Below are 23,196 nucleotides of genomic sequence, written 5' to 3'. Positions count from 1 at the left end.
TTCATCGCCGGAACACTGCTTGCGATACCTTCTCTGATTTTCAACATATCAAGGCTGCGGCCCATGATGGCATTAACCAGGCCAGAGTCCGCGGTTGTCCGGCGCCAGGAACAGAATACGGAACAGCAACATCCGCCGCGCCCAACCAGCCCAGCTCGGCAGCCGGGTGCCCTGCACGGAGCGCCCCGTGACATGGTCAGGGCACCTGAACCGCGAATTGCCGGTTTTATCAGGCTGTTCGCAGAGCCCGGTATACCGGACTGCAGGAGGCGCTCCACATGAAAAGAATGGGAGCCAGAAGGCTCACTGCCCTATTTTTCAGCCTTGCTCTCTTCCGGCAGGCGCCAGAAGGGCAGGAAATTTCGCTGTGGCGCGAACCTGCCCTTTTCCTGCCCGCCCACGTCCAGAATCGCCGCATAGTCCGGCGCAATCAACTGATGCTTGCCGGGAGGGCCGCTTGGCACGCCCGACTGTTCGGACACCGGCAGGAAAACCTGTCCCACATCCGGATAGCGGAGCGGCAGGCCGGAATTGAACTGCAGGTCAACCGGATCCGCCTTGTCGCCTATCTGTTCGTGGTCGACCAGGGCCTGGGCAATGACCGTCCAGGCCGGCAGGGCGCCGTGGGCGCCGTCAATGCCCCGGGACATCTTCTGATTCCGGTCATGGCCCACATACACCCCAACCGTGTACCCGTTTTCCAGGGCCAGCACCGAGCTGTCGTCCTGTGCCAGCACCGGGACATAGCCCAGGAAAGCGACATTGCGGTTTTCGTTGGCTGTGCCGGTCTTGCCCAGAAGGGGCAGATGGTGCTTCAGTCTGGCCAGTCTGGCGCTCTGGTCTGCATCCTGAGCGTGCAGCTGCACCGCCTGCGCCCTCCTGCCGGTGCCGTAACGCACCACGTTCTGCAGAATGCTGCCAATGGCGGCCGAGGTACGGCCGTCAAAAACCCGGGTGGCGTGGGGACTCCGCGTGTACACTTCACGGCCGTCCGGGGTGACGATCCGCTCGATAATCGACAGGCCGTCGCGATCGCTTCGGTTTTCCCCTTCCAGACGTTCCATGGAAGCGGCGTCCGCCGGGTCATAACGGTTGCCGGTCACCATGGCCTCGTAGATGCGGGCGATTTCCGACAGCGTGACCACATTGGCGCCCAGCGCCGTGGGCAGCACCGGCTCGAAGTGGCTGTCCACGCCGCAGGCCCGGGCCAGGGCCATCAGATACTGCAGGCCGACCATGACCCGAAACTCCCGAATCTCGCACAGCACGTTCAGGGAGTAGAGGTTGCGCTTGTCGAAGCGCTGCCGTTCCACCTTGATCTGCTCTTCCACCTCGGCAACCGACTCGGCGTTGATCCAGCCTTCCAGCAGCACGCCCTGCCAGAAGGCCAGCTCCTCCGCATGGCTTTTGCCGGTCAGCAGCCGCTGCACTTCGCCGGGCGGCATGAACTGCCAGCCTTCGGCCATGTTGCCGTGCAGGCTGAAGATCAAGGCACCGTCGCTGCTCCGGTAGAGTCCACCCCGGCTGAAGGCGTTTTCCCGGGCAGCATCCCTTTCCTCCTGCCTGGAACTCTCGCCGATGGAGAGCACATAATCCGGCATGTCAAAAGCCTGATCCGGATCAATGGGCTGATAGTGTTCCAGGTATTGCCGGTAGGCGATCATGTCCTTCAGACACTGGCGGATGCGCAGAAAACTGCCGTCTTCCCCGCCGAAAGCGCTGGTGGCATCGTAGGGCAGCCGGCTCAGACGATCGTATTCCTCCTGATGACCGGCAAAGAGGAAATCCGCCTTCAGGGCCCGCACGGCCGTATCGTAGACGGCCTGCTCCATCATGCTGTCGGAAACCTTCAGGTTGAAGTGAAAGCGGTTATGCAGCCGCGCCCGGTACTGGGCCACAGTCTCCTGCCTGCTGCCGTTCTCCCAGGGCGCCATGCCCAGTTGCAGGGCCATTTCCCTGAGCCCCGGCTTATCCACCTTGTCGGTCAGATGATACAGCAGCCAGACGCTGGCCAGGTTCTCCGACTTGACGCCGGCCCAGCTCATGGTGACATCCGGGGCCGCGCCGCGGTGGCTGGCCGCGGGCGTATAGACAGCGCCGTTGAAGGTAAAGGTGTTGGGCCGGTTGTTGAGCAGATCCGCCGGACTCCAGCCGAGCTGAATGGCTGCGGCATACACCAGGGTCTTGAAGGTGGAACCCATGTTGCGGGCCGCGCTGGTGGCCCGGTTGAAGTGCACGTTGGACATGCCGCTGCTCATGGCCCGGATCGCGCCCTTCTGCAGCACAATCGCGCCGCCATCCACCTTGGGATAGCGCTCCAGATCCAGCAGGAACTCGCCATTCTCGGCCCGCTTGTCCTGCACGCTGACGTACACCCTGTCGCCTGGCTTGAGCTGGCCTTTGGCCGTTTTGGCCAGCCCGTCCCGCGCCAGCAGCCCCTGGGTGCCGTCGGCCAGCTCTACGGTGAACAGACCGCTGTCTGCATCCACTGCCCCCAGAGTGCCGAACACAAAGGCGCGGGGCACGATCTCCTCATCGCCCTGATACTCCAGTTCCGCATATTCCTTCTGCACAGCCTCACGCCTGTAGCCCCGAAGCTGGACATCCAGCCGGGAGAGGTGCCGGCGCAGGGCGTACACGGTCTGATCCTGCAGGTCCTTGTCCAGGGTGGTAATGATGCGCGCGCCTGAGGTGGAGATATTGGAAATCCCGTTTTCTTCGAGAAATTCCATCAGGATGGGCGAGCCAAGGCCCTCCTTGAGCAGATCCATGGTGGCGTTCTGCCCGTAGGACATCTTACCCTGGCGGAATTCGAGTTCCGTGGTACGGGCGACAGCAAAGTCCTCGGCCGAGAGCATGCCTTTTTCCCGCATCTGGCCCAGCACATAGCGCACCCGGATCATGGCACGTTTTCTGGCCTCGATCGGGTCTTCCCGGTTTTTCTTCAGAAAGGGATTGTAGTAGTTGGGCTGTTTGACACAGCCCGCGATGAACGCCGCCTCCACCAGCGTCAGTTCAGCGGGCTCCTTGTCGAAAAAGTAGCGTGCCGCCACCCCCAGGCCGTGGCCGTTGCCGCTCACGTAGAACTGGTTGCAGTAAAATTCGAGAATTTTTTCCTTGGAAAAATAATACTCCAGCCGGAAGGCCTGCATCAGCTCCTTGATCTTGGCCTTGAGACTGCGGGATTCGCGCTTGAACAGGTTCTTGGCGGTCTGTTGTGTCAGGGTGCTGCCGCCCTGCACCACTCTGCCGGCCCGGTAATTGGCGAGCAGCGCCCGGGCAATGCCCATGGGATCCACGCCGAAGTGGTTGAAGTACTGGTCGTCCTCGGCTGCGATCAGGGCCTGGATGAAGTGCTTTGGAATCTCATCGTACTTGACGTACTGCCGGTGCACATCCTCGAACAGGACGCCGAACTGGGTCACGCCGTCGCTGTAATATACCGGGCTTTCCCGGCCCAGAATGGCGCTGATGTTGGCCTCGGTCATTTCAGGCGCCGGGACCTTCACAATCTGGTAGTAGAGCCAGTAGGCGCCGCCCGCTGCAAGCAAAAGCCCCAGGATGAAGCAGAACAGAAAACTGTACTTCAGAAATTTTATGAATTTTTTCATGGTATTATCCGATCAATCAGATCTGGCCGGAAATGCGGGCCAGACAGGGTGCAGAGCGCTGGCACGATACCAGAATGCCGGTCTACTGCACAACCACAGAAATACGCTGGAAAGCGCCCTGTCCGCTCACCGCGGTCAGGACATGGGGACCTGTTTCGGTGAAGCGCAGCAGCCAGGCCGCGTCGGCCTCGGTCTGGGCCGCAAGCTTGCCGTCCAGCAGCCAGAAGACCTCGCCGCTCGCCCCTCTGGCCCGGAGTTCGACCAGGGGCGCCGCGCCATCCCCGGCCCGGCGCAGCACGGTGCCGTCGTGCAGGCCCGAGATCACCAGGGCCTGGCCGCTTTCCGCTTCGCTGCAGCGCGGGTCCCAGGGCGGCGGCATGGTCTTGTGCCGCCGCTCCGGCGCGAGCCACGGCTCCAAAAGCGCCGGCCAACGCAGGGCCTGCACGAGCCGCATGCCCGCCTCGCCGCAATCCGGCCCCAGACGAAGGCCCGCAGCACTCACATAATAACTGAAACGGAGCCGGCCCTGATAGAGGGGATCGGGAAAGGTGGGCGGTGCGGTGTTGTGCAGGAGCCAGGCGCTCCGGCGCTCGATGCAGGCCGGATCCTTTGGCCCTGCGGCCACAAGGCCCAGCGGCCAGCAGATTTCCGCCCGGCTCACCGTGGGTGGCGGCCGGCGCGGCGCGGGCGGCGCGGGATCGAGGGCGTGGAAAAGGTCGAGCAAGAGGGGCGCTGCCACGTTGGCCCCGAAAAAGCCGGGATTGGGCGTGCCATCCGGCCTGCCCACCCACACGCCGATGCAGTAGCTGTCCGACACGCCGATGGACCAGGCATCGCGGAAGCCGAAACTGGTGCCGGTTTTCCAGGCCACGCCCTGCCGCGCGCCCGGCCGGGTGCCGAGTCCCTTGTCCATGACGCCGCCCGATTCCAGAATATCCCGGATGATGTAGGCCGCCCCGGCGGACAGCATGCGGCGCTCGACAGGGGGCGCATCCGGCAGGAGCCGCGGCTTCAGGGCCACGCCGTCCCGCGCCAGCGCGCTGTACGCGCCTGTCAGCTCTTCAAGACTCGTGGCCGCGCCGCCCAGAATCAGGGCAAGATTCGGCTCCGCGCCATCCGGCAGCGTCAGGCGCAGGCCGCCCTGTCGCAGCCCGGCCGCAAAGCGGGCCGGGCCGAGCCGGTCCAGCACCTCGACCGCCGGCACGTTCAGGGATCTGGTCAGCGCCTCCGAGACGCTCACCGGGCCATTGAAGGACTGCTGGAAATTGCCCGGCTGGTAGCCGCCAAAGCTGCGGGGCACGTCGGCAAGCAGGGATTCGGAATGAATCAGGCCATCGTCCAGCGCCATGCCGTACAGAAAGGGCTTCAGGGTGGAACCGGGCGAGCGCCTGGCCCGCACCATGTCCACGTGGCTGAAGCGGTTCTGGTCGGCAAAGTCCGCAGAACCCACATAGGCCCGCACCTCCCCGCCGGGCAGCGCCATCACGAGTGCCGCCATGGACACCCGGGGCGGCAACTGCTGCACCCGGCTCAGCACCAGCTCCTCCACCGTGGCCTGCATCTGCATGTCAATCGTGGTCCGGATCCGGCCCGCCGCGCTCTCCCGGTGCAGGCGCTCGGCCAGCAGGGGCGCCCGCAGGGGCGAGGACAGTTGCAGGGCATAGACCGGTTCGGTCTCTGCCTCGCGGATACTTGCAGCCGGCCAGCAGCCGGCCATGCGGGCCAGGAGCTTGTCCCGGGCCCGCTGCGCGCGCTCCCGGTATCGGTCTGGCCGCAGCCGCGAGGGGCTCTGCGGCAACACCGCCAGCAGCGCCGCCTCGGCATGGCTCAGTTGTCTGGAGGGCTTGCCGAAGTAGCCCCGGCTGGCCGCCTCCACACCTTCCAGCACGCCGCCCATGGGCGCGTGATTCAGGTAGTAGCCGAGAATTTCATCCTTGGAATGGCGGCGCTCCAGTTGCAGGGCCCGCAGCATCTGCCGGAGCTTGCCGGCAAGGGTGCGGGGATGGGGCTCCAGCAGCCTGGCCACCTGCATGGTGAGGGTGGAGCCGCCGGACACGATGCGATGGCTGCTCAGCCACTGCCAGGCGGCCCGGCAGAGCGCCGCCGGATTGACGCCCGGGTGGGCGTAAAAATAGCGGTCTTCGTACGTGATGAGCGCCTGCAGGTACAGGGGCGACACATCGGAGAGGCTCACCGGATAACGCCAGATGTGCCGCTCGTCCGGAAAGGCGCGGAGCAGGCTGCCGTCCCGGGCCAGAACCACCTGGGCAAAGGGCGCGGCCTTTCCAGACGCGGCCCGGGCGGTCAGAGGGGGCGGCGGAAAAAGCTGGTCCAGAGCCAGGAGCAGGAGGCAGAGCAGGCAGAGGGGTGCCGCAAGACGGGACAGGCGATACAGGCGGCCTTGAACGGACATGAGAGCGAATCCAAAGGATCTGACTTTCAGGGAATCGGGAAATGCAGCGCGCTAGCAGCGTGCATCCAGGGCCGGGCAATCGGTAATCACGCCGTCAGCGCCCAGGGCGGCCAGCCGCTGCCAGTCCCTGCGCTCATTGACCGTCCATACGTGCACGGCCCGGCCCTCCGCATGCAGCCGCTGCACCAGGGCGGCATCCACGTCGTGCTGCTCCGGGTGACAGGCCCAGGAGCCAAGGGTCGCGAGCTGCTCCGGCAAATCCGGGGGCGGCGGGCCGCCGTAGAGCAGCGCGCGGGAGATAAAGGGCGCCAGGGCCAGGGCCTGGCGCAGCATGTCCAGACAGAAGGAGGAGAAGAGCACCAGTTCCGTGCAGTCTGCCGCCACGATCTGCTGCACGCTTTTTTGCACCAACAGCGCGTTTTTCCTGACTTCGCCCTGGTCCTTCAGCTCCACATTGAGCGGCATCCGGCAGTGCCGCGCCCAGGCCAGCACTTCGGCCAGGGTCGGCAACCGTTCAGGGCCTGCCGGCAGGCCCGGGGCCCCGAACCAGCCGCCCAGATCAAGCAGGCGCAGATCAGAAAGTCGCCAGTTCGCCACCCGGTCGTCCGCAAGCCCCAGCTTCGGGCCGATGACGGCCGCGTTGCTGCAGCGGGAAAGCCGGTCGTCATGGAAAATCACGACCGCATTGTCCAGGCTCAGGCGTACATCCAGTTCCACCATGTGGCTCCGGCCCAGACTCGCAAAAAAAGCGCTTTTGGTATTTTCCGGATACGCTGCGCGAAAGCCCCGGTGGGCAATGATGCGCAGCCCATTTCCGGATCGCAGCGGCCCGCGTTGCCACGAACGGGCCAGACGGCCCCAAGTCTTGTTCATGCCTGCTCCTGCCCGCCTGCGTCCATACAGGCCGGGGGCTGTCTGTCCGGCTTCGCTGCCGGCGGGAAAGAGGCGGATACCAGCCCGCCGGCGTGCGCCGGCCCCCCGGTGGGGAAAAGAATCGACCGCATGCTTTCACTCCGGACCCAGAAAAAAGCGGGGCCGCGAAACCTCACCATTTGCCCGACGCGCCGCCACCGCCAAAACTGCCGCCGCCTCCGGAAAATCTGTCGTTGGAAGAAGAACGCCAGCTCCTGTCATCGGAATCACGGTCCCTGGAACTGCCGCCCCCGCCTGCTGTCCCCTCGGGCAGGTCCGCAACCCAGGAGATGAGCCAGGCCAACAGCCCGGAGCAGAATGAGCCCAGAAAAACCAGCCCCCAGGGCGAGGCCACAGCATCCCGGAAGCCCAGCCATACCACAAAACCGGTCACAGCGCCGGCCAGCGGCGGCAGCCAGGGCCGGCGGCGACAGCAGGTGGCGACCAGCGGCACCAGAACGAGCAGGGCGCCCAGGGGCGCATCCAGCTCGATGTCCCCGCTCTTCGACCCGGGCTGGGCTGGGCCGCCTGTGTCCGCCAGTTTTTCCGGCGGCTGGTATTCGCCGTGCACGGCCTGAATCATCGCGGCCACGCCACGCTCCACCCCAGCGTTGAAATCGCCCGCCCGAAAGGCCGGCACAATGGCATGGCGAATGATCTGACCACTCGTCATGTCGGTCAATTTGTCCTCAAGACCATAGCCCACTTCAATGCGGACATCGTGCTCCTTCACGGCCACCAGAAGCAGCGCGCCGTTGTCCTTGCCCTTCTGCCCCAGTCCCCAGGTGCTCGCCACCCTCAAGGAGAAGCGCTCCAGCTCTTCCCCGGCAAGAGTTTGAATGGTCAGCACTGCGATCTGGGTGCCGTCCTGCTCCTCGAGCCGGGCCAGATCGGCATCCAGCCGGGCCTCGATTTCCGGCGAGAGAATACCCGCCAGGTCGTTTACCCGGCCGCTCAAGGGCGGCACATCCAGGGCCAGGGCAGGACCGGGCAGCAATGCCGCAGCCAGCGCGGCCAGCAACAGGACAATCGCGTTTTGCCAGGAAACAGTGTTTTTCATAGCTTACCTTCGGGATTCTTCCGCTCTTCGTCGACAGCCGGGATCTCCGCTTTTCTTTCTGTGCCAGAGTGTCCTGCGGATCGCGGAGCAGCGGCATACTGCAGCGGCACAATGCCCGCGCCCAGCGCACAGGGGATGGCACAGAGCGGAAACGCGATCAACAAGTCCCGGAGAATCATGTGGAACGGGGAAAATTCAGGTTCAGATAACAGGAACAGCAACAACTCCATTGCCACGCCCACAAGAGCGCCCGCCAGCACGGCCCTGACAAAAGAACGGCGGAACCAGCAGCCGGCAGCCAGGGCAAAGGGCAGACCGTACCTGCACGCAAGAAGCATGAGAATGAATCCGCCGAGTAGTTCCTTGTCTTCCTTCGAGCCGTGCAGAGTCGGCGTAAATCCGGAGAGCAGCGTCACAGCCAGCGCGGCCACGGCAATCTGGATGATCCATTGGAAAAACACACAGTTTTTCATGCTCTCCCCCCCTGTACCCGGAATGCGAGCCCATGTCGCCCCCAACCAGCCCGATGCAAAGCCCGGCCGTCGCTCACCACAGGGTCCTGACAGGCTCCGGCACCGCATCAGAACGAGACACTGGGCACTGCTTTGGCGGTTTCCCCGGCCTTGAAATACTCCTTGGGCTCCAGCTGCAGAAAACGCTCGTTGATCCGAGCGCCAAGAAAGCTGCGAATCGCGCCGTTAAAGGCCCCGACCGCCTGATTGTAACGCTCCCGGGCCACGTTGATACGGTTTTCCGTCCCTTCGAGCTGGACCTGCAGGTCCTGGAAATTCCGGCTGGCCTTGAGTTCCGGATAGCTCTCGGCCACCACCAGCAGCCGGGAGAGCGCAGAACCCAGGGCAGACTGCGACTGCTGGAAGCGCTGCATCAGGGCCGGATCGGACAGCTCCCGGGGCGCAAGCGGCTGCACGGCCTGGGTTCTGGCCTCGACCACGAGCTTCAGGGTCTCCTGCTCGTGCGCGGCAGAGCCCCGCACGGTGGCCACCAGATTGGGAATCAGATCGGCGCGTCGCTGCAGGGTGGATTCCACGTCCGCCCAGGCCCTGAATACCGCCTCTTCCTTGCTCACCAGTCCGTCGTAGGTGACATACAGGCCCACCCCGAACAGGGCCAGTGCCACCAGCAAAGTTCCCCAAACCTTCACTCTCCGCTCCTTTACTCTTTGTACCCGGTTTGCCGGGTCAGATCGGCCAGAATCCAGGCCACTGCTTCCGCGAGATCCTCGGCCCGCATGTCCGGCTGCAGGGCCTCATGGGGGCCAATATAGTCTTCCTCGCCCCGGCCGTAGCCGCTGCGTACCAGAATGGTTTTGGCGCCTGCCGCCTGCCCGGCGCGCAGATCGATCCAGCGGTCGCCCACCATGTAGGAACGCGCCAGATCCAGGCCCAGATCCTGTGCGGCCTGCCGCAGCAGGCCGGGCTTCGGCTTTCTGCAATCGCAGTCCAGGCGGTACCGGGCGACCTTGGCCTCCGGATGATGCGGGCACACGTAAATGCCGTCCAGATGCGCCCCCTCCCCGGCCAGCAGCCGCTGCATGAGGGCATGCACCTCGGCCAACAGGCTTTCCGGAAAACAGCCCCGGGCCAGACCAGACTGGTTGGTGACCACCACGACCGGCACCTGCCGTTCGTTCAGCGCGCGGATGGCCACGGCCACACCGGGCAGGAGCCGGAAGCGGCTGATGTGATTGACATAGCCCATCTGCTCGTTGACAGTGCCGTCCCGGTCGAGAAAAACTGCGGGTTTCAGGAGCGTCATATTCAGCCCAGCATTGGCTGCAACGCGGCGAAGACCTCGTCGCAGGTAATCATCTTCATGCACTGGAAATGGCCCAGTGGACATTTCTTCTGCTTGCAGGGGCTGCACGGCAGGGCCTTTCTGATGACCACGGCACTGGCCGAATAGGGCCCGGTGGCCACGTGGTCGGTGGAGCCGAACAGCGCCACCTGTGGGGTGTGCAGGGCCGCGGCCACGTGCATCAGCCCGGAATCGTTGGTGACAAAGGCGTCGCATTCGCCGATCAGGGCCATGGCCGTGATCAGCCGGGTTTTGCCGGCCAGATCGACCAGCTGCGCCTTTTTCCCGGCCAGCCGCACGATCTCCGCAGTGGTCTCCTGATCGGCCTGACTGCCGAAGAGCAGAATGCGGGCATCGTAGCGTCTGGCAATCAGCCGCGCCAGCCCGGCATAGCGTTCCGCAGGCCAGCGCTTGGCCGGGCCGAAGGCCGCACCGGGATTGAAGCCAATGATCCTGACCGCGGACGTGCGTTCGCCCGTGAGCTGCCGGAGCCGCGCCCTGGCCTCGTCGATCTCGAAGCCCGGCAGAAAGACTTCAAGCTCGTTGTCCCCGGTCGGAATGCCCAGCCCCCGCAGGATGCGCTGGTAATAGAACACCTCGTGCTTGACCACGATATTGGGCGCCTTGTGCACGCGGTGGGTCAACAGCAGGCTGCGGCAGTCCGTGGTGTAGCCGCCCCGCACCGGAATCCTGGCCAGCCAGGTAAGGAAGGCGGCCTCAAAGGCGTTTTGCAACAGAATCGCGCAGTCGAAACGCTCCGGCCTCAGCTCCCGCGCCAGCCGCCACAGGCCGGACAGCCCCCGGTGGCGTTCCTTTTTTTCGTAGGCGATGATGCGGTCAACCCGCGGACTGTAACGAAAAACATCGCTTACCCAGGGATAGGCCAACAGCACGATTTCGCTGTCCGGGCAGGCCAGACGCAGGCTCTTCAGGGCCGGCGTGCTCATCACCGCATCCCCGATCCAGTTGGTGGAACGCACCAGAATCTTTTCCGGATTTTCGGGAAAGGCCTGCATCCTATCTGCTCTCCAGCACGTTCAGATGCTCGCGGGCAAAGGCGATGTTCGCATCCAGCGACAGGGCAATGTCGTAGTTGCGGCGGGCCTCTTCCAGATTGCCGCACTTCTCCTGATTCAGGGCCAGATTGGCATAGTCAATGGCTGAAGCCGGATTCAGGGCCACGGCCCGGGCGAAATGCCTTGTGGCCTCGGCATAGCGGCCCAGTTTGTAGAGGCAGACGCCCAGGGCATTGTGCATGTCCGGCCGTTCTTCGTCGCAGGCAAGTCCCTGGCCCAGGGTGGCCACGGCCTCTTCGTAACGCCCCAGATCCCGCAGGCAGCAGCCCAGATAGGCATGAATATAGGGCAGGTCTTCGGCAAGAGGCGAGAGGGCAAGCGCCTCCTGCAAAAGGGGCAGCGCGGCTTCCGGCTCACCCGCATCGAGGAGCTGCCGGCCCCGGTAAAAGGGCAGGGCGTATTCCCCTGGCGCCAGTTGCTGCATGGCGTGGAGTTTCCGCGTGAGCGCCCTGCCCTCGAGCAGGGTGGCGGCCAGCTTGGCCGCAAAGAGGACGGCATTGCCGCCCATGGCCCGTTCCCTGAAATGCGCGCCCGGCATGATGGCATAGACCGCCGGAATCTGCAGACCCGGATGCGTGGTGTTGACCACATACAGTTCCAGGCCCTGCCGCGCGAGCACCTGTGCGCAGGCCCGCACTTCCTCCAGAAAATCAGGCCGGTGCAGGTCGGCAATGGCGCTGACCGGCACCCTTTTGCCCGAGTGCAGGTAGGCCACTTCGTCCAGGGAGGCCGGCTTGGGTAAAGCGCTGGCCACATAGTTCGAGCCGCTGTTGAAGTCGCCCGCAAGCTGGGCCACCTCGGTGAGCGCGCGGATAACGGCCTTGTCCACCCCCGGCGTGGTGCCGGCGGTAAAGACCAGCTCGCTCTTTTCCGGGAAGGTGGAGGGATCCCAGGCCAGGGCGGCCACGGTCGGGATGCCGGTATCCAGCGAAAAGTCGTAGAGCCTGAGACGGATGCCGTTGCGCTGGAATTTGGCCAGCAGTTCGCGGGATACCGGGCCGCTGATGCTGGCCGGGTCGATCTCCGGCACAGCCAGCCGTTCCCGGCTGATGCGGGCGCAGACATGGCGCTCCACCAGCTCGCAGATGCCCTGCAGGGTGGCCTCCTCGATCGTGTTGCCCGCAGCCGGCCCATTGAATTCGTTGATGGCGTAAAACCAACTGAAGGGCAGAAGCCAGGCGCTCTCGTCCGAAAGCCTGCGCGCCCAGACCCACTGCAGCGGCAGGCCGGCGAGCAGTTCGCCAAGCATTGCGGGCGAATGCCTGTGATCGTGCACCGAGGCCAGCAGCGTGCTCAGGGGCAGCACCGGGTAGCCCTGCGCCTCCACTGCGGCGTAGTCGCCGGTCAGGAAATTGGCCGGATTCTCCAGAAAGCTGAAGAAGCTGAAACGTTCGACCAGCTCCATGCAGGCGCTGGCCTGCGACTGCTCCGGGCTCGCGCCCTTGCCCATCTGCTTCCTGCTGCCAATCACGCGGCGGGCTTCGGCCCCGCACACGCTGAAGTACACGGGAATGTCCAGACGGCCGTTGTCGATCCGCCGGATTTCCTGCAGGATATCGAGACCACAGGCCTTGAGCCGCCCGCGGAAACGGGCGAGCGTATCGACCGGCGAGCAGACCTTGTCCTGGTCTCTGGTGTAGCCCTTGGGACAGGCTTTCAGGACAATGAGCGTATCGGGTGCTGTAGGCATGGTTTCAGGATGGCGCAATGTGCCGAAGAAGGGAACGGCGGCGCAGCCAGGCCGCGCCGTGTGGGCTCAGAGTCAGGTTGACGAGACCAGGCGGATCCTGGGCCAGCCTCAGGGCCAGATGGCTTGCGGGCAGCCAGGCGCCCAGCCGCTCCGGCCATTCCACAAGGGTCAGGGCAGAGGGCGCAAAGTATTCCAGCAGGCCGGCGTCTTCCACCTCATCTGGGCCGGAGAGTCGATACAGATCCATATGATACAGGGGCAGGCGGCCCCGATATTCGTGCACCAGGGCAAAGGAGGGGCTTGCCGCCTCGTCACCGGGCACCCCCAGGGCCGCCGCGAGCAAACGGGTGAAGGTGGTTTTGCCCGCGCCCAGCTCACCGTACAAAAGCAGCACGTCCCCCGCTTCGAGCACCGGAGCGAGCGCTTCGGCAAAACGGCTCAGAGTCGGCAGATCGGCCTGCGCTACCTGCAACGCGACTGTATCGGACACGGCATCGGACATGGGCAATGCTCCAGCGGAAAAAGGTTTCCATACTACTGGAGACTGGCGCCAAGGGCAAGGGCCAGGTGAAACAGGCCTGCGTTTACCGAACGCGAAGCTGCCTTTTGTGAGCGTCATGGACAGGGGCCAGCCGTGAGCGTCGCAAGGGGCATGGTTTTGGAGTTCAGCCCGCCCTTTGTGCGTCCGATGCAGCGGGAAAGAGCCCTTTTTTGGGCAAACTGGCGGCGGTACGATGCGCCTTGAGGCGGCTTGCATCGATCATCACCTGGCCATCCCCGCTGTTTTTGCCAATTCGGTAAAAATATTGTTGAAGACGCTCATCCGGCTCCAGCGCAAAAAACGATTGTAGAGTGTCTTGGCTCATGGCGTCCTCCTTGAGCACAACCAACCAGATTTTCTGCTTTTTGGCAATTCATGAGGCCTGAGCCTGGATTGTAAATCCAAAGAACTATTTACGCATAGGCTCTTAATTATGCCTTCACTGGTGCACTTGCAAGTTGAATTCATCGAGTGAATATGGGATAATGGGGCCTCTTGGAGGAGCTGGCTTTAATTTGCTCCTTCAGCTTGGCTCAAATTGGGTGGTAAGCGATGATATAGGAAAAGCTTTACGGTGTATTGATTATGTTGATGTGGCGATTTCAGGAGCGATAGGGGCTGTTGGCCCCACCTTCTGGACAAATTTGGTTAAGGGGAAAGTCGGTCCAGGAGAAGCAACTTGTTTCACTGATACATACCTCTGCTTAGCTACATCTTTGCCTGATAGTTATGCTGCAAAGAAAATTACTCCATCTTGGAGACCATTTGAGAACCCATGTGATAATTGTCAAAGTTTAAGAGCAGATGTAGTTCAAGATCAACTATCGCACCTATTGCTCTAAGTCGACTATCGCAGGTATTATTATGATAAATGCTCAAAACGAAATAACTCAAATCATTGTTATTATTTTATTTGCCGTCAGCATGCACATAAGTGGTTTTTTTTTGAGAAAATATTTGAAATTACGGAAATTACCTATCTATATTTCAATATTAGTTGGTTTATATTTTTCTTTTTTTGAAAGTATTGTATATGATTTATTAAAAAAAATTGAGATTATATTTGTTCACTTGATGATAGGAATAGTTCTTTACTGGTGTGTTTGGATTCAGTGTAAAGATAAGAAAGATAATTTTTTATAGCTGCCTAAATCAATAGAGGGAAAAAGAAAAGTGAATTCTCTACCAGCGAATTCAAATTGCAAATGCACCAGTGAAGACTTGGTTAAAAACCTCAGCTGGAGTCTGGCAGTCTGAATATATGGGTGTTACCCTGCCCGGTAACCGCACCATCTCCATGGCATACAGCGGAGAGAATATTGCCAGTGTGACGGATGCGCGTAACCATGTGACCGCAAGCGTATACGACGACTTTGGCCGGGGGCTGTGCGGCCGGTGGAGCTGATCTGGGATCAGGATACGGCTGGGCGTCTGACGGGGATACAGGAGGAGGAGTTTGAGCGGCGCTTCGGCTACGACGGTCTGGGCCGGGTGACGCAGGAGCGGGTGAGCAGGGAGGGTGTGAGCCTGAGTGTGGGCTATGGCTATGACGAGGCCACCGGCGAATTGAGCAGCATCACCTATCCATCGGGCACGGTGTTACAGTACAGCTATGATGCGGCGGGGCGGATCAGCGGGCTTCGTTTTGGAGAGCACGATCTGGCCCGTGATATCCGGTATCTGCCCTTTGGTCCGGTGCAGGGCATGCAGCTGGGCGGGGTGAATCTGAGCCGGAGCTATGACCAGCGCTATCAGGCAAGCCGCATCCAGGCTGGGAGTCTGGACTATGTCTATACGCGGAACGCGGCCGGTCAGGTGACAGAGAGCAAAGGACTGGCCGTGCCTGCTGTGGAATCGGGCAGCGAGAGCTACAGCATCGATGCGGCCAGCAACCAGCTGACCGTGCGTGCCGGAAAGAACTACAGCTACGATGCAGCCGGCCGTCTGCTCTCTGACGGGCTGCAAAGCTTCGGCTGGGATGCGCTGGGTCGTCTGAAAACAGTCCGGCGGAACGGTCAGGAGCTAGCCGGCTACGGCTATGACAGCCAGAACCGGCGGGTTCGCAAGACCGTGGGTGCGAAGACCACGTACTATCTGTATGATCTGGAGAATCGGCTGCTTGCGGAGATTGCCGGGAGCGGCAGGGTACTGAGGGAATATGTCTGGCTGGGGCAGGAGCCGGTGGCGCTTCGGGAATACGAACTCCGGCCTGGCCTGTATTTCTATATCAACGATCATCTGGGGACCCCGCAGCAGCTGATTACTGCGGATGGCACAGTGGTCTGGCAGGCGGCCTATCTGCCCTTTGGCAGGACCCAGATTCAACTCGGCACGGTGCAGAACAACCTGCGCTTCCCGGGCCAGTACTTTGACGCCGAGACCGGGCTGCACTACAACTGGAACCGCTACTACGACCCGGAGACCGGAAGGTATCTCTCTCCAGACCCCATTGGCCTGGAAGGAGGACTCAACCTCTATGCCTATGTGGAAAATGATCCGGTGAATCTGGTCGATCCGGAGGGACTGGCTGCTTATAAAAGCGTGGAAGGTCATTTAATTTTAGGTGGTGGTTTGCTTGAGATTGAATGCTGCACTGAAGATGGCAAAGGATTAAAACACTTATATGGAAAGATATGTTTAGGCGTAGCATTTGAAGTAAGTGGTGGTGGTGGAAAAGCTTTTAATAGTGATAATAAATCATGTAGTAATCCTGCAAAAAATTTATTGGGCAGTGAACTTGGAGGATCTTACGTTATAGGTGCAGAAGGATCTGTGACTGTGGATACAGGTGGTGGTGGTGTTAGTGGCTCTGGAGGACTTGGTGTAAGTGGCGGTAAAGTTGGTATTGGTGCAAAAGCTACAAGCTGTTATTATAGACTTATTAACACTATACCATCTGATCAGAAGTGCAAATGCGATTGAGCACATAAATTAATTTATGATTCTAAGAAAAATTGCTTTCTCACTGTTTTTTATTGCCGCGATTATTTTTTATTTTCTTATTTACAAAACTTTTAAATATACGAACAGTCAGGGATATAAAGTAATACACCCTTTTCCTGAAGTTTTTAAGTTTTTAGATTCATGCTCTAAAATACAAAAAGAGATCAATGACAATAATCTTAAATTTTTACTTCTTTCTATAAATATAGTCGTTTGTTTTTGTGTTATTATTTTTTTATCGATTGCTTTTTTAATGTGAAATGCGCTGGGGCAGAGGACCGTGTTCAGCGACTACGGACCTTCGGGCAAACCCGGGAAGATTATTGATGCCGGCGGGCTCGAGACGAGCCTGAGCTACAACTTCCGGGGCGATGTGCTCACCCGCAGCGTCGGCAATCTGGTGACCACGTACAGCTACGATGGGGCCGGACGTCTTCAGAGTCTGAGCCTGCCGGGCGGCCGCAGGCTGAGCTACAGCTACAGCGGGGGGCGGCTGGCCTCGATCACCGATGCTCTGGGCAATGCCATCAGCTACAGCTACGATGGTCTGGGTCGGCAGAGCGCCCAGGAGCTGCGCGATCCGGAGAACCGCCTGCGCTACAGTCTGCGTTTTGCCTATGATCAGGCGGGGAACCTGGCGAAAAGGATGTATGGGGACAACAGCGAGGAGCAGTTTGCCTATGATCCTGTGGCCAATCTGGTTCGCGCGGTGGATCCTCTGGGAGTGGTCAGCGAATACGGTTATGATGGGCTGCGGCGGCGGCTGACGGAGAAGCGGGCTGGAGAAAGCATTGCCACCATGGCTTATGACGGCCGGGACAACATCATTGGTGTGACGGATGCGCGCAGCCATGTGACCACGAGCGTGTATGACGACTTTGGCCGTGAGCGGCAGGTGGCCTCACCGGATGCGGGGACGCATGCATCGGTCTATGACGAAGCGGGAAACCTTCTGAGCCGGAGCAATGCCCTGGGCGAGCGGGCGGAGTTCTTCTGGGACGCGCTGAACCGTCCTGTGCGTATCCAGTGGCCGGGGTCTGTGCGGCCGGTGGAGCTGATCTGGGATCAGGATACGGCTGGGCGTCTGACGGGGATACAGGAGGAGGAGTTTGAGCGGCGCTTCGGCTACGACGGTCTGGGCCGGGTGACGCAGGAGCGGGTGAGCAGGGAGGGTGTGAGCCTGAGTGTGGGCTATGGCTATGACGAGGCCACCGGCGAATTGAGCAGCATCACCTATCCATCGGGCACGGTGTTACAGTACAGCTATGATGCGGCGGGGCGGATCAGCGGGCTTCGTTTTGGAGAGCACGATCTGGCCCGTGATATCCGGTATCTGCCCTTTGGTCCGGTGCAGGGCATGCAGCTGGGCGGGGTGAATCTGAGCCGGAGCTATGACCAGCGCTATCAGGCAAGCCGCATCCAGGCTGGGAGTCTGGACTATGTCTATACGCGGAACGCGGCCGGTCAGGTGACAGAGAGCAAAGGACTGGCCGTGCCTGCTGTGGAATCGGGCAGCGAGAGCTACAGCATCGATGCGGCCAGCAACCAGCTGACCGTGCGTGCCGGAAAGAACTACAGCTACGATGCAGCCGGCCGTCTGCTCTCTGACGGGCTGCAAAGCTTCGGCTGGGATGCGCTGGGTCGTCTGAAAACAGTCCGGCGGAACGGTCAGGAGCTAGCCGGCTACGGCTATGACAGCCAGAACCGGCGGGTTCGCAAGACCGTGGGCGCAAGCACCACGTACTATCTGTATGACCTGGAGAGCCGGCTGCTGGCGGAGATTGCCGGGAACGGCAGGGTGCTGAGGGAATACGTCTGGCTGGGACAGGAGCCTGTGGCGCTTCGGGAATACGAACTCCGGCCTGGGCTGTACTACTACATCAACGATCACCTGGGCACGCCGCAGCGACTGATTACAGGAGAGGGCACAGTGGTCTGGCAGGCGGCCGCCCTACCCTTTGGCAGGACCCAGGTTCAACTCGGCACGGTGCAGAACAACCTGCGCTTCCCGGGCCAGTACTATGACGCCGAAACCGGACTGCACTACAACTGGAACAGGTACTACGACCCGGATACGGGAAGGTATCTCTCGCCAGATCCCATCGGCCTCGATGGCGGACTCAACCTCTATGCCTATGTGGAAAATGATCCGGTGAATCTGGTCGATCCGGAGGGGTTGGCTGCTATGCTTAATCCATATGCTCCTAGCCCCTTGAAAAAATTCGAAGCATTGATGGCTGCCGGCAAGTATAAGGAGGCTCTCGAATTTGCAGAAATCATGGGATTATCAGCATCTTCGATAGTTGCAGCTAAGGCAGCATTAGATCGCACCAAGCGAGAATGTGGTGATGATCCATGCAGTCAACATGAAAAAATCTGTGTGGGAACAGCTAAAACCGTTGAAGCACACAACTATGGAACATCCTCAAAAGGTCATCATATGCACCCTGGCGTATGTAGTAATTTGGCAGATAAAATAAACAAAGCAAATGCAGCAGGATGTGGCAATAAGCCTGGCGTTATTTATGCAAAAGGTGTTTTCAATGCTGTTTGTTCGCGTGATTGGTCTGGTCAATATCCTAATAATACACCAAAATTTCCTCCATATAACTAATTTGGATTATTGTTGAACGACATGGATCATTTCAGAATACTACTAAAAATCGTATGTGAGAATATAAAGCATTCTCTTGGCAGTATTGATATAATCAAAACCGAAGGAGTTCAAGTGCTTGAACAGGAAGGACAACAATGGATTGAGTTTGGTGCATTAAACATGTATGAATTATGTGTAGGCGCTGAAGAAATAAAATTGATGCTCTCCGATTATGATAATTATGATGATATTAAAGAGCAATTTATTCCTGATATATTAGCAATTATAGATGATATTATTTATCATATTTCAATATTTAATATATACTATATCTCTGCTTTTAGAATGTTTGCCAGGGGGAGCAAGGGAGATTCATATATCAGTCAAGATGAATTTGCTAATTATTTAAAAACTGTTGATATTAACAACATTGTATATAAATGGAATATAAATATTTCCACCGAGAGGAAAAAGGCGATTATTTTTCATCTAGGTAGGATTGTATTTTTTATATGTGACCTCTGCGACAAAATAAAAAATAACCATCAAGAAGCATTTGATTTACTAGAACAGTTACATACTTTTGCCATGGCTCTTGCACTATTGCAGAAAAACTTAAATAACCATAAATATAGTATATCAGATTTATCTATTCCCTGGCCAGTACTTTGACGCCGAGACCGGGCTGCACTACAACTGGAACAGATTTTATGATCCTGAGACTGGCCGCTATCTCAGCCCCGACCCGATCGGCCTTGAGGGTGGACTCAACCTCTATGCCTATGTCGAAAATGATCCGGTGAATTGGGTGGATCCGGAGGGGCTATCGTATGCGTTGCCAATTCAATGGGGATTTCGAACATTAGCTGCAATATTGGCAGCAAATGCAGCAAATGATACTGGAAAAAAGAGTATTGATTTATCTAGAAATAATGATCAAGAATGCAATCAATGCCCTGATTATAAGAGAATTTATGAAGAAAACGATAAGCATGGACCTGCCAGAAGAGTAACAGGAGGTGGACGTGTTATAGCGAGAAGACCTTCTAATGGTGCTTATGCTTTATCAATTTCAGCGCCTACTGGTTCAAGGCGAAGAGTGGCATATGACATTGGACATGGTGAAATTGTAATACTCCATGAAACTCGTACAGATGAACAGAACTGTATCAAGTATTATCATGGATTTGTTGCTGACTATATGAGTGATCTAAGAGGAAGATGCGACATTGTTAATACAATTAAAAAGAATGGATGGCCATTACCACCTAAGAGATAGGAGTTGCCGATGCCAAAGGAAATAACAAACAATACAGAAATTAGTCCAGGAGATATATATGAAGATTCAGCCTATCATCCTTGTTTATGCTTAGAAGTAAATGGCTACGAAGTTTGGGGGATTTCTTTGGTAGATGGCTCTTACCCCAGAAGTGACGACATTGCTCTTGGGGGCGTAAGAAAATTATCTCTCGAAGAGGCTTGGATATGGAAAACAAAAGGACCTGCAGACGTGGTGCTAGAGGACAAATCTAAGTGGTGGTGAGTAAATTCGTTCTCTAGGCTCGGGCCTCATTAATCGAGATAGAATATGACGGAAGCCGCGAGGCATAGAGCTGAAAAGAAGGTATGTGCGCAGCGGTCATAACGCATGGCTATTCTCCGCCAGTCCTTGATCCTGCCAAACATGATCTCGATCTTGTGCCGCTGTTTATACAGATTTTGATCGTACGAGCAGGGTCGCTTCCGGCTCCTTCTGGGCGGGATGCAGGGCGTAATGCCTCTGGTACGCAGGGCATCACGGAACCAGTCGGCGTCATAACCACGGTCCGCCAGCAGCTCCCTGGTCTCAGGCAAAGCATCTATGGCATCCATAAGCAGGGCGGCTCCCTTGTAGTCGCTTACCTGGCCTGCCGTGAGCTTCATGGCCAGGGGCCTGCCGTGGCCGTCGCAAAGGGCATGGAGTTTGGAGTTCAGCCCGCCCTTTGTGCGTCCGATGCAGCGGGAAAGAGCCCTTTTTTGAGCAAACTGGCGGCGGTACGATGCGCCTTGAGGTGGGTGGCATCGATCATCACCTGGCCATCCTGTCCCGCTGTTTTTGCCAATTCGGTAAAAATGTTGTTGAAGATGCCCATCTGGCTCCAACGCAAAAAACGATTGTAGAGCGTTTTATAAGGGCCATACTCGCGCGGCGCATCTTTCCACTGCAGGCCATGTTTGATGACATAGATGATGCCGCTGATGACTTTCCGGTCATCGACCCGCGCAATACCGTGTGACCGTGGAAAGAAGGGCTTGATACGTTCGAGTTGTTCGGCAGAAAGGTAGAAAAGTTGGCTCATGGCATCCTCCTTGAGCACAACTAACCAGATTTTCTGCTTTTTGGCAATTAATAAGGCCTGAGCCTAGACAAGATAACGAAAACAGAAGATACCTGCTATTTTCTCAAGACCATTTCCTTGCCAGGTAGGATAACAATTGCAGGCGGTATTGCTGGTGCTGCTGTATCAGCGATAGCAGGAGTATGGCTTGGAGATAAGATAAGAGTCGTCCATGAGAAGACTCTCAGCCGACTAAAATGTCTGGATAAAAACCTAAAATGTCTGGATAAAAACACCAAAATATAGCACTATGAATTGCAGGATATTGCACTGTACCCATTTAATGTCTCTTTCTGGGAATGGGAGAAAATCCCTCGCCTTGAGGCGAAGACTTCAGTAGGTTTGCGATACTATGGATAAGTATGCGTATCGCAAAGGCTCGCATTCAATTTATTCCCTCAAGGTCCATATTGTATGGATTACCAAGTATCGCAAACCGGTTCTCTTTGGAGACGTGGCCGTGCGTTTACGGGATCTGATACGAGAAATATGCCGATCCATGGATATAGATATTTTGAAAGGGCACGTCTCCAAAGATCATGTGCATCTGTTTGTTTCGCTTTCTCCACAGATTTCTGTGAGTAAATTGGTTGGCCGCATAAAAGGGAAAACCTCACGCAAGCTGCTTGCAGAAAACCGACGTTTGTCCGGGCAATTTTGGGGCCGTCATCTGTGGGGTCGCGGATATTTTGCCGCCAGTTCAGGCAATGTCACAGACGATGTCATCATGCAATATATTGCAGAGCAGGACCTGGAGGAGCGAGTCCACGATGACGATTTTACCCTGGCGCCATAAGCCGCCTTGCAGGCGGCAATGGTTCGAAGCTACCGCCTTTAGGCGGTAGAGAATTCACTTTATGATTCTAAAAAAAATTGCTTTCTCACTGTTTTTTATTACCGCGATTATTTTTTATTTTCTTATTTACAAAACTTTTAAATATACGAACAGTCAGGGATATAAAATAATACACCCTTTTCCTGAAGTTTTTAAGTTTTTAGATTCATGCTCTAAAATACAAAAAGAGATCAATGACAATAATCTTAAATTTTTACTTCTTTCTATAAATATAGTCTTTTGTTTTTGTGTTATTATTTTTTTATCGATTGCTTTTTTAATGTGAAATACCCTGGGGCAGAGGACTGTGTTCAGCGACTACGGGCCTTCGGGCAAACCCGGGAAGATTATTGATGCCAGCGGGCTCGAGACGAGCCTGAGCTACAACTTCCGGGGCGATGTGCTCAGCCGCAGCGTCGGCAATCTGGTGACCACGTACAGCTACGATGGGGCCGGACGTCTTCAGGGACTGAGCCTGCCGGGCGGCCGCAGGCTGAGCTACAGCTACAGCGGGGGGCGGCTGGCCTCGATCACCGATGCCCTGGGCAATGCCATCACTTACAGCTACGATGGTCTGGGTCGGCAGAGCGCCCGGGAGCTGCGCGATCCGGAGAACCGCCTGCGCTACAGTCTGCGTTTTGCCTATGATCAGGCGGGGAACCTGGCGAAAAGGATGTATGGGGACAACAGCGAGGAACAGTTTGCCTATGATCCTGTGGCCAATCTGGTTCGCGCGGTGGATCCTCTGGGAGTGGTCAGCGAATACGGTTATGATGGGCTGCGGCGGCGGCTGACGGAGAAGCGGGCGGGCGAACAGATCGCGGGCTATGGCTATGACAGTCAGGACAACATCATTGGTGTGACGGATGCGCGCAGCCATGTGACCACGAGCGTATACGACGACTTTGGCCGTGAGCGGCAGGTGGCCTCACCGGATGCGGGGACGAATGCATCGGTCTATGACGAAGCCGGGAATCTTCTGAGCCGGAGCAATGCCCTGGGCGAGCGGGCGGAGTTCTTCTGGGACGCGCTGAACCGTCCTGTGCGTCTGCAGTGGCCGGGGGCTGCGCGGGCCGTGGCGTTCAGCTGGGATTAGGATACGGCTGGGCGTCTGACGGGGATACAGGAGGAGGAGTTTGAGCGGCGCTTCGGCTACGACGGTCTGGGCCGGGTGACGCAGGAGCGGGTGAGCAGGGCGGGTATGAGCCTGAGTGTGGGCTATGGCTATGACGAGGCCACCGGCGAGCTGAGCAGCATCACCTATCCATCGGGCACGGTGTTACAGTACAGCTATGATGCGGCGGGGCGGATCAGCGGGCTTCGTTT

General features: G+C 58.2%; 17 protein-coding genes and 3 pseudogenes. 8 read left to right on the top strand and 12 right to left on the bottom strand.

The annotated features are described in order from the left end of the window. Positions 1-311 precede the first annotated feature (311 nt). The 11 genes and pseudogenes from CAY53_RS10185 to CAY53_RS10130 all read right to left on the bottom strand — a co-directional run. Positions 312-3,611, bottom strand: a complete 3,300-nt coding sequence (locus CAY53_RS10185; RefSeq protein WP_104937007.1) for a transglycosylase domain-containing protein — start codon at positions 3,609-3,611, stop codon at positions 312-314. Positions 3,612-3,693: 82 nt separating this feature from the next. Beyond that, complete coding sequence (pbpC, locus tag CAY53_RS10180; RefSeq protein WP_104937006.1) at positions 3,694-6,024, bottom strand: penicillin-binding protein 1C; 2,331 nt, start codon at positions 6,022-6,024, stop codon at positions 3,694-3,696. A 51-nt stretch (positions 6,025-6,075) separates the two neighbouring features. Continuing rightward, on the bottom strand, positions 6,076-6,897 hold the full coding sequence (locus tag CAY53_RS10175; RefSeq protein ID WP_104937005.1) for a glycerophosphodiester phosphodiesterase: 822 nt from the start codon (positions 6,895-6,897) through the stop codon (positions 6,076-6,078). A 172-nt stretch (positions 6,898-7,069) separates the two neighbouring features. After that, the gene (locus tag CAY53_RS10165; RefSeq protein WP_104937003.1) at positions 7,070-7,996 is read right to left on the bottom strand and encodes a TPM domain-containing protein; all 927 of its coding nucleotides are present in this window, start codon (positions 7,994-7,996) and stop codon (positions 7,070-7,072) included. Continuing rightward, positions 7,993-8,469, bottom strand: coding sequence for a hypothetical protein (locus CAY53_RS10160; RefSeq protein ID WP_104937002.1), 477 nt, complete (start codon positions 8,467-8,469; stop codon positions 7,993-7,995). The genes CAY53_RS10165 and CAY53_RS10160 overlap by 4 nt, the downstream gene beginning before the upstream one ends. 107 nt (positions 8,470-8,576) lie before the next feature. Then, complete coding sequence (locus CAY53_RS10155; protein ID WP_104937001.1) at positions 8,577-9,158, bottom strand: LemA family protein; 582 nt, start codon at positions 9,156-9,158, stop codon at positions 8,577-8,579. 11 nt (positions 9,159-9,169) lie between these two features. Continuing rightward, positions 9,170-9,772: a D-glycero-alpha-D-manno-heptose-1,7-bisphosphate 7-phosphatase gene (locus CAY53_RS10150; protein ID WP_104937000.1), complete on the bottom strand. Its 603-nt coding sequence runs from the start codon at positions 9,770-9,772 to the stop codon at positions 9,170-9,172. A gap of 2 nt (positions 9,773-9,774) precedes the next feature. Then, positions 9,775-10,827 carry a lipopolysaccharide heptosyltransferase II gene (waaF, locus tag CAY53_RS10145; protein ID WP_104936999.1) on the bottom strand — a complete coding sequence of 351 codons (1,053 nt, stop codon included), beginning with the start codon at positions 10,825-10,827 and terminating at the stop codon, positions 9,775-9,777. Position 10,828: 1 nt separating this feature from the next. After that, complete coding sequence (locus CAY53_RS10140) at positions 10,829-12,577, bottom strand: YcaO-like family protein (RefSeq protein ID WP_104936998.1); 1,749 nt, start codon at positions 12,575-12,577, stop codon at positions 10,829-10,831. Positions 12,578-12,581: 4 nt separating this feature from the next. After that, positions 12,582-13,079, bottom strand: a complete 498-nt coding sequence (gene tsaE, locus CAY53_RS10135) for a tRNA (adenosine(37)-N6)-threonylcarbamoyltransferase complex ATPase subunit type 1 TsaE (protein WP_104936997.1) — start codon at positions 13,077-13,079, stop codon at positions 12,582-12,584. Between the two features lie 99 nt (positions 13,080-13,178). Next, positions 13,179-13,436, bottom strand: a pseudogene (locus tag CAY53_RS10130) (IS5/IS1182 family transposase); the annotation flags it as partial. Between the two features lie 1,077 nt (positions 13,437-14,513). Here CAY53_RS10130 and CAY53_RS10125 point away from each other — a divergent pair. The 5 genes and pseudogenes from CAY53_RS10125 to CAY53_RS12775 all read left to right on the top strand — a co-directional run bounded on the left by CAY53_RS10125 (position 14,514) and on the right by CAY53_RS12775 (position 20,200). Next, positions 14,514-16,040, top strand: a complete 1,527-nt coding sequence (locus CAY53_RS10125) for an RHS repeat domain-containing protein (protein ID WP_146106500.1) — start codon at positions 14,514-14,516, stop codon at positions 16,038-16,040. A gap of 301 nt (positions 16,041-16,341) precedes the next feature. Beyond that, positions 16,342-18,675 carry an RHS repeat domain-containing protein gene (locus CAY53_RS10120; protein ID WP_104936994.1) on the top strand — a complete coding sequence of 778 codons (2,334 nt, stop codon included), beginning with the start codon at positions 16,342-16,344 and terminating at the stop codon, positions 18,673-18,675. Positions 18,676-18,789: 114 nt separating this feature from the next. Then, complete coding sequence (locus CAY53_RS10115; RefSeq protein WP_146106499.1) at positions 18,790-19,329, top strand: hypothetical protein; 540 nt, start codon at positions 18,790-18,792, stop codon at positions 19,327-19,329. Beyond that, a pseudogene (locus tag CAY53_RS14150) lies at positions 19,310-19,493 on the top strand (RHS repeat-associated core domain-containing protein); the annotation flags it as partial. The gene CAY53_RS10115 and the pseudogene CAY53_RS14150, both read left to right, overlap by 20 nt. Positions 19,494-19,945: 452 nt before the next feature. Next, positions 19,946-20,200 (top strand): hypothetical protein, encoded by a 255-nt coding sequence (locus CAY53_RS12775; protein ID WP_146106498.1) that lies wholly within the window; start codon positions 19,946-19,948, stop codon positions 20,198-20,200. A gap of 29 nt (positions 20,201-20,229) precedes the next feature. Here CAY53_RS12775 and CAY53_RS10105 read toward each other — a convergent pair. After that, a protein-coding gene (locus CAY53_RS10105; protein WP_245874804.1) for an IS5 family transposase occupies positions 20,230-20,996 on the bottom strand; the annotation gives its coding sequence in 2 pieces (ribosomal slippage) (positions 20,230-20,663 and positions 20,663-20,996; 768 coding nt in all). A 391-nt stretch (positions 20,997-21,387) separates the two neighbouring features. Between CAY53_RS10105 and tnpA the strand changes: the two genes are divergently transcribed. From tnpA to CAY53_RS14175, 3 genes and pseudogenes are all read left to right on the top strand, one after another. Then, positions 21,388-21,831, top strand: a complete 444-nt coding sequence (gene tnpA / locus CAY53_RS10100; RefSeq protein WP_104936991.1) for an IS200/IS605 family transposase — start codon at positions 21,388-21,390, stop codon at positions 21,829-21,831. Between the two features lie 346 nt (positions 21,832-22,177). Further along, complete coding sequence (locus CAY53_RS10095) at positions 22,178-22,966, top strand: RHS repeat protein (RefSeq protein WP_146106497.1); 789 nt, start codon at positions 22,178-22,180, stop codon at positions 22,964-22,966. Positions 22,967-22,978: 12 nt separating this feature from the next. Further along, a pseudogene (locus CAY53_RS14175) lies at positions 22,979-23,179 on the top strand (RHS repeat domain-containing protein); the annotation flags it as partial. Positions 23,180-23,196 lie beyond the last annotated feature (17 nt).

Origin of the sequence: Desulfobulbus oralis, from assembly GCF_002952055.1 — a bacterium.
Lineage (GTDB): Bacteria > Desulfobacterota > Desulfobulbia > Desulfobulbales > Desulfobulbaceae > Desulfobulbus > Desulfobulbus oralis.
Note: the sequence above shows the minus strand (reverse complement) of the source record. Positions and strands in the feature narration are given on the sequence as shown.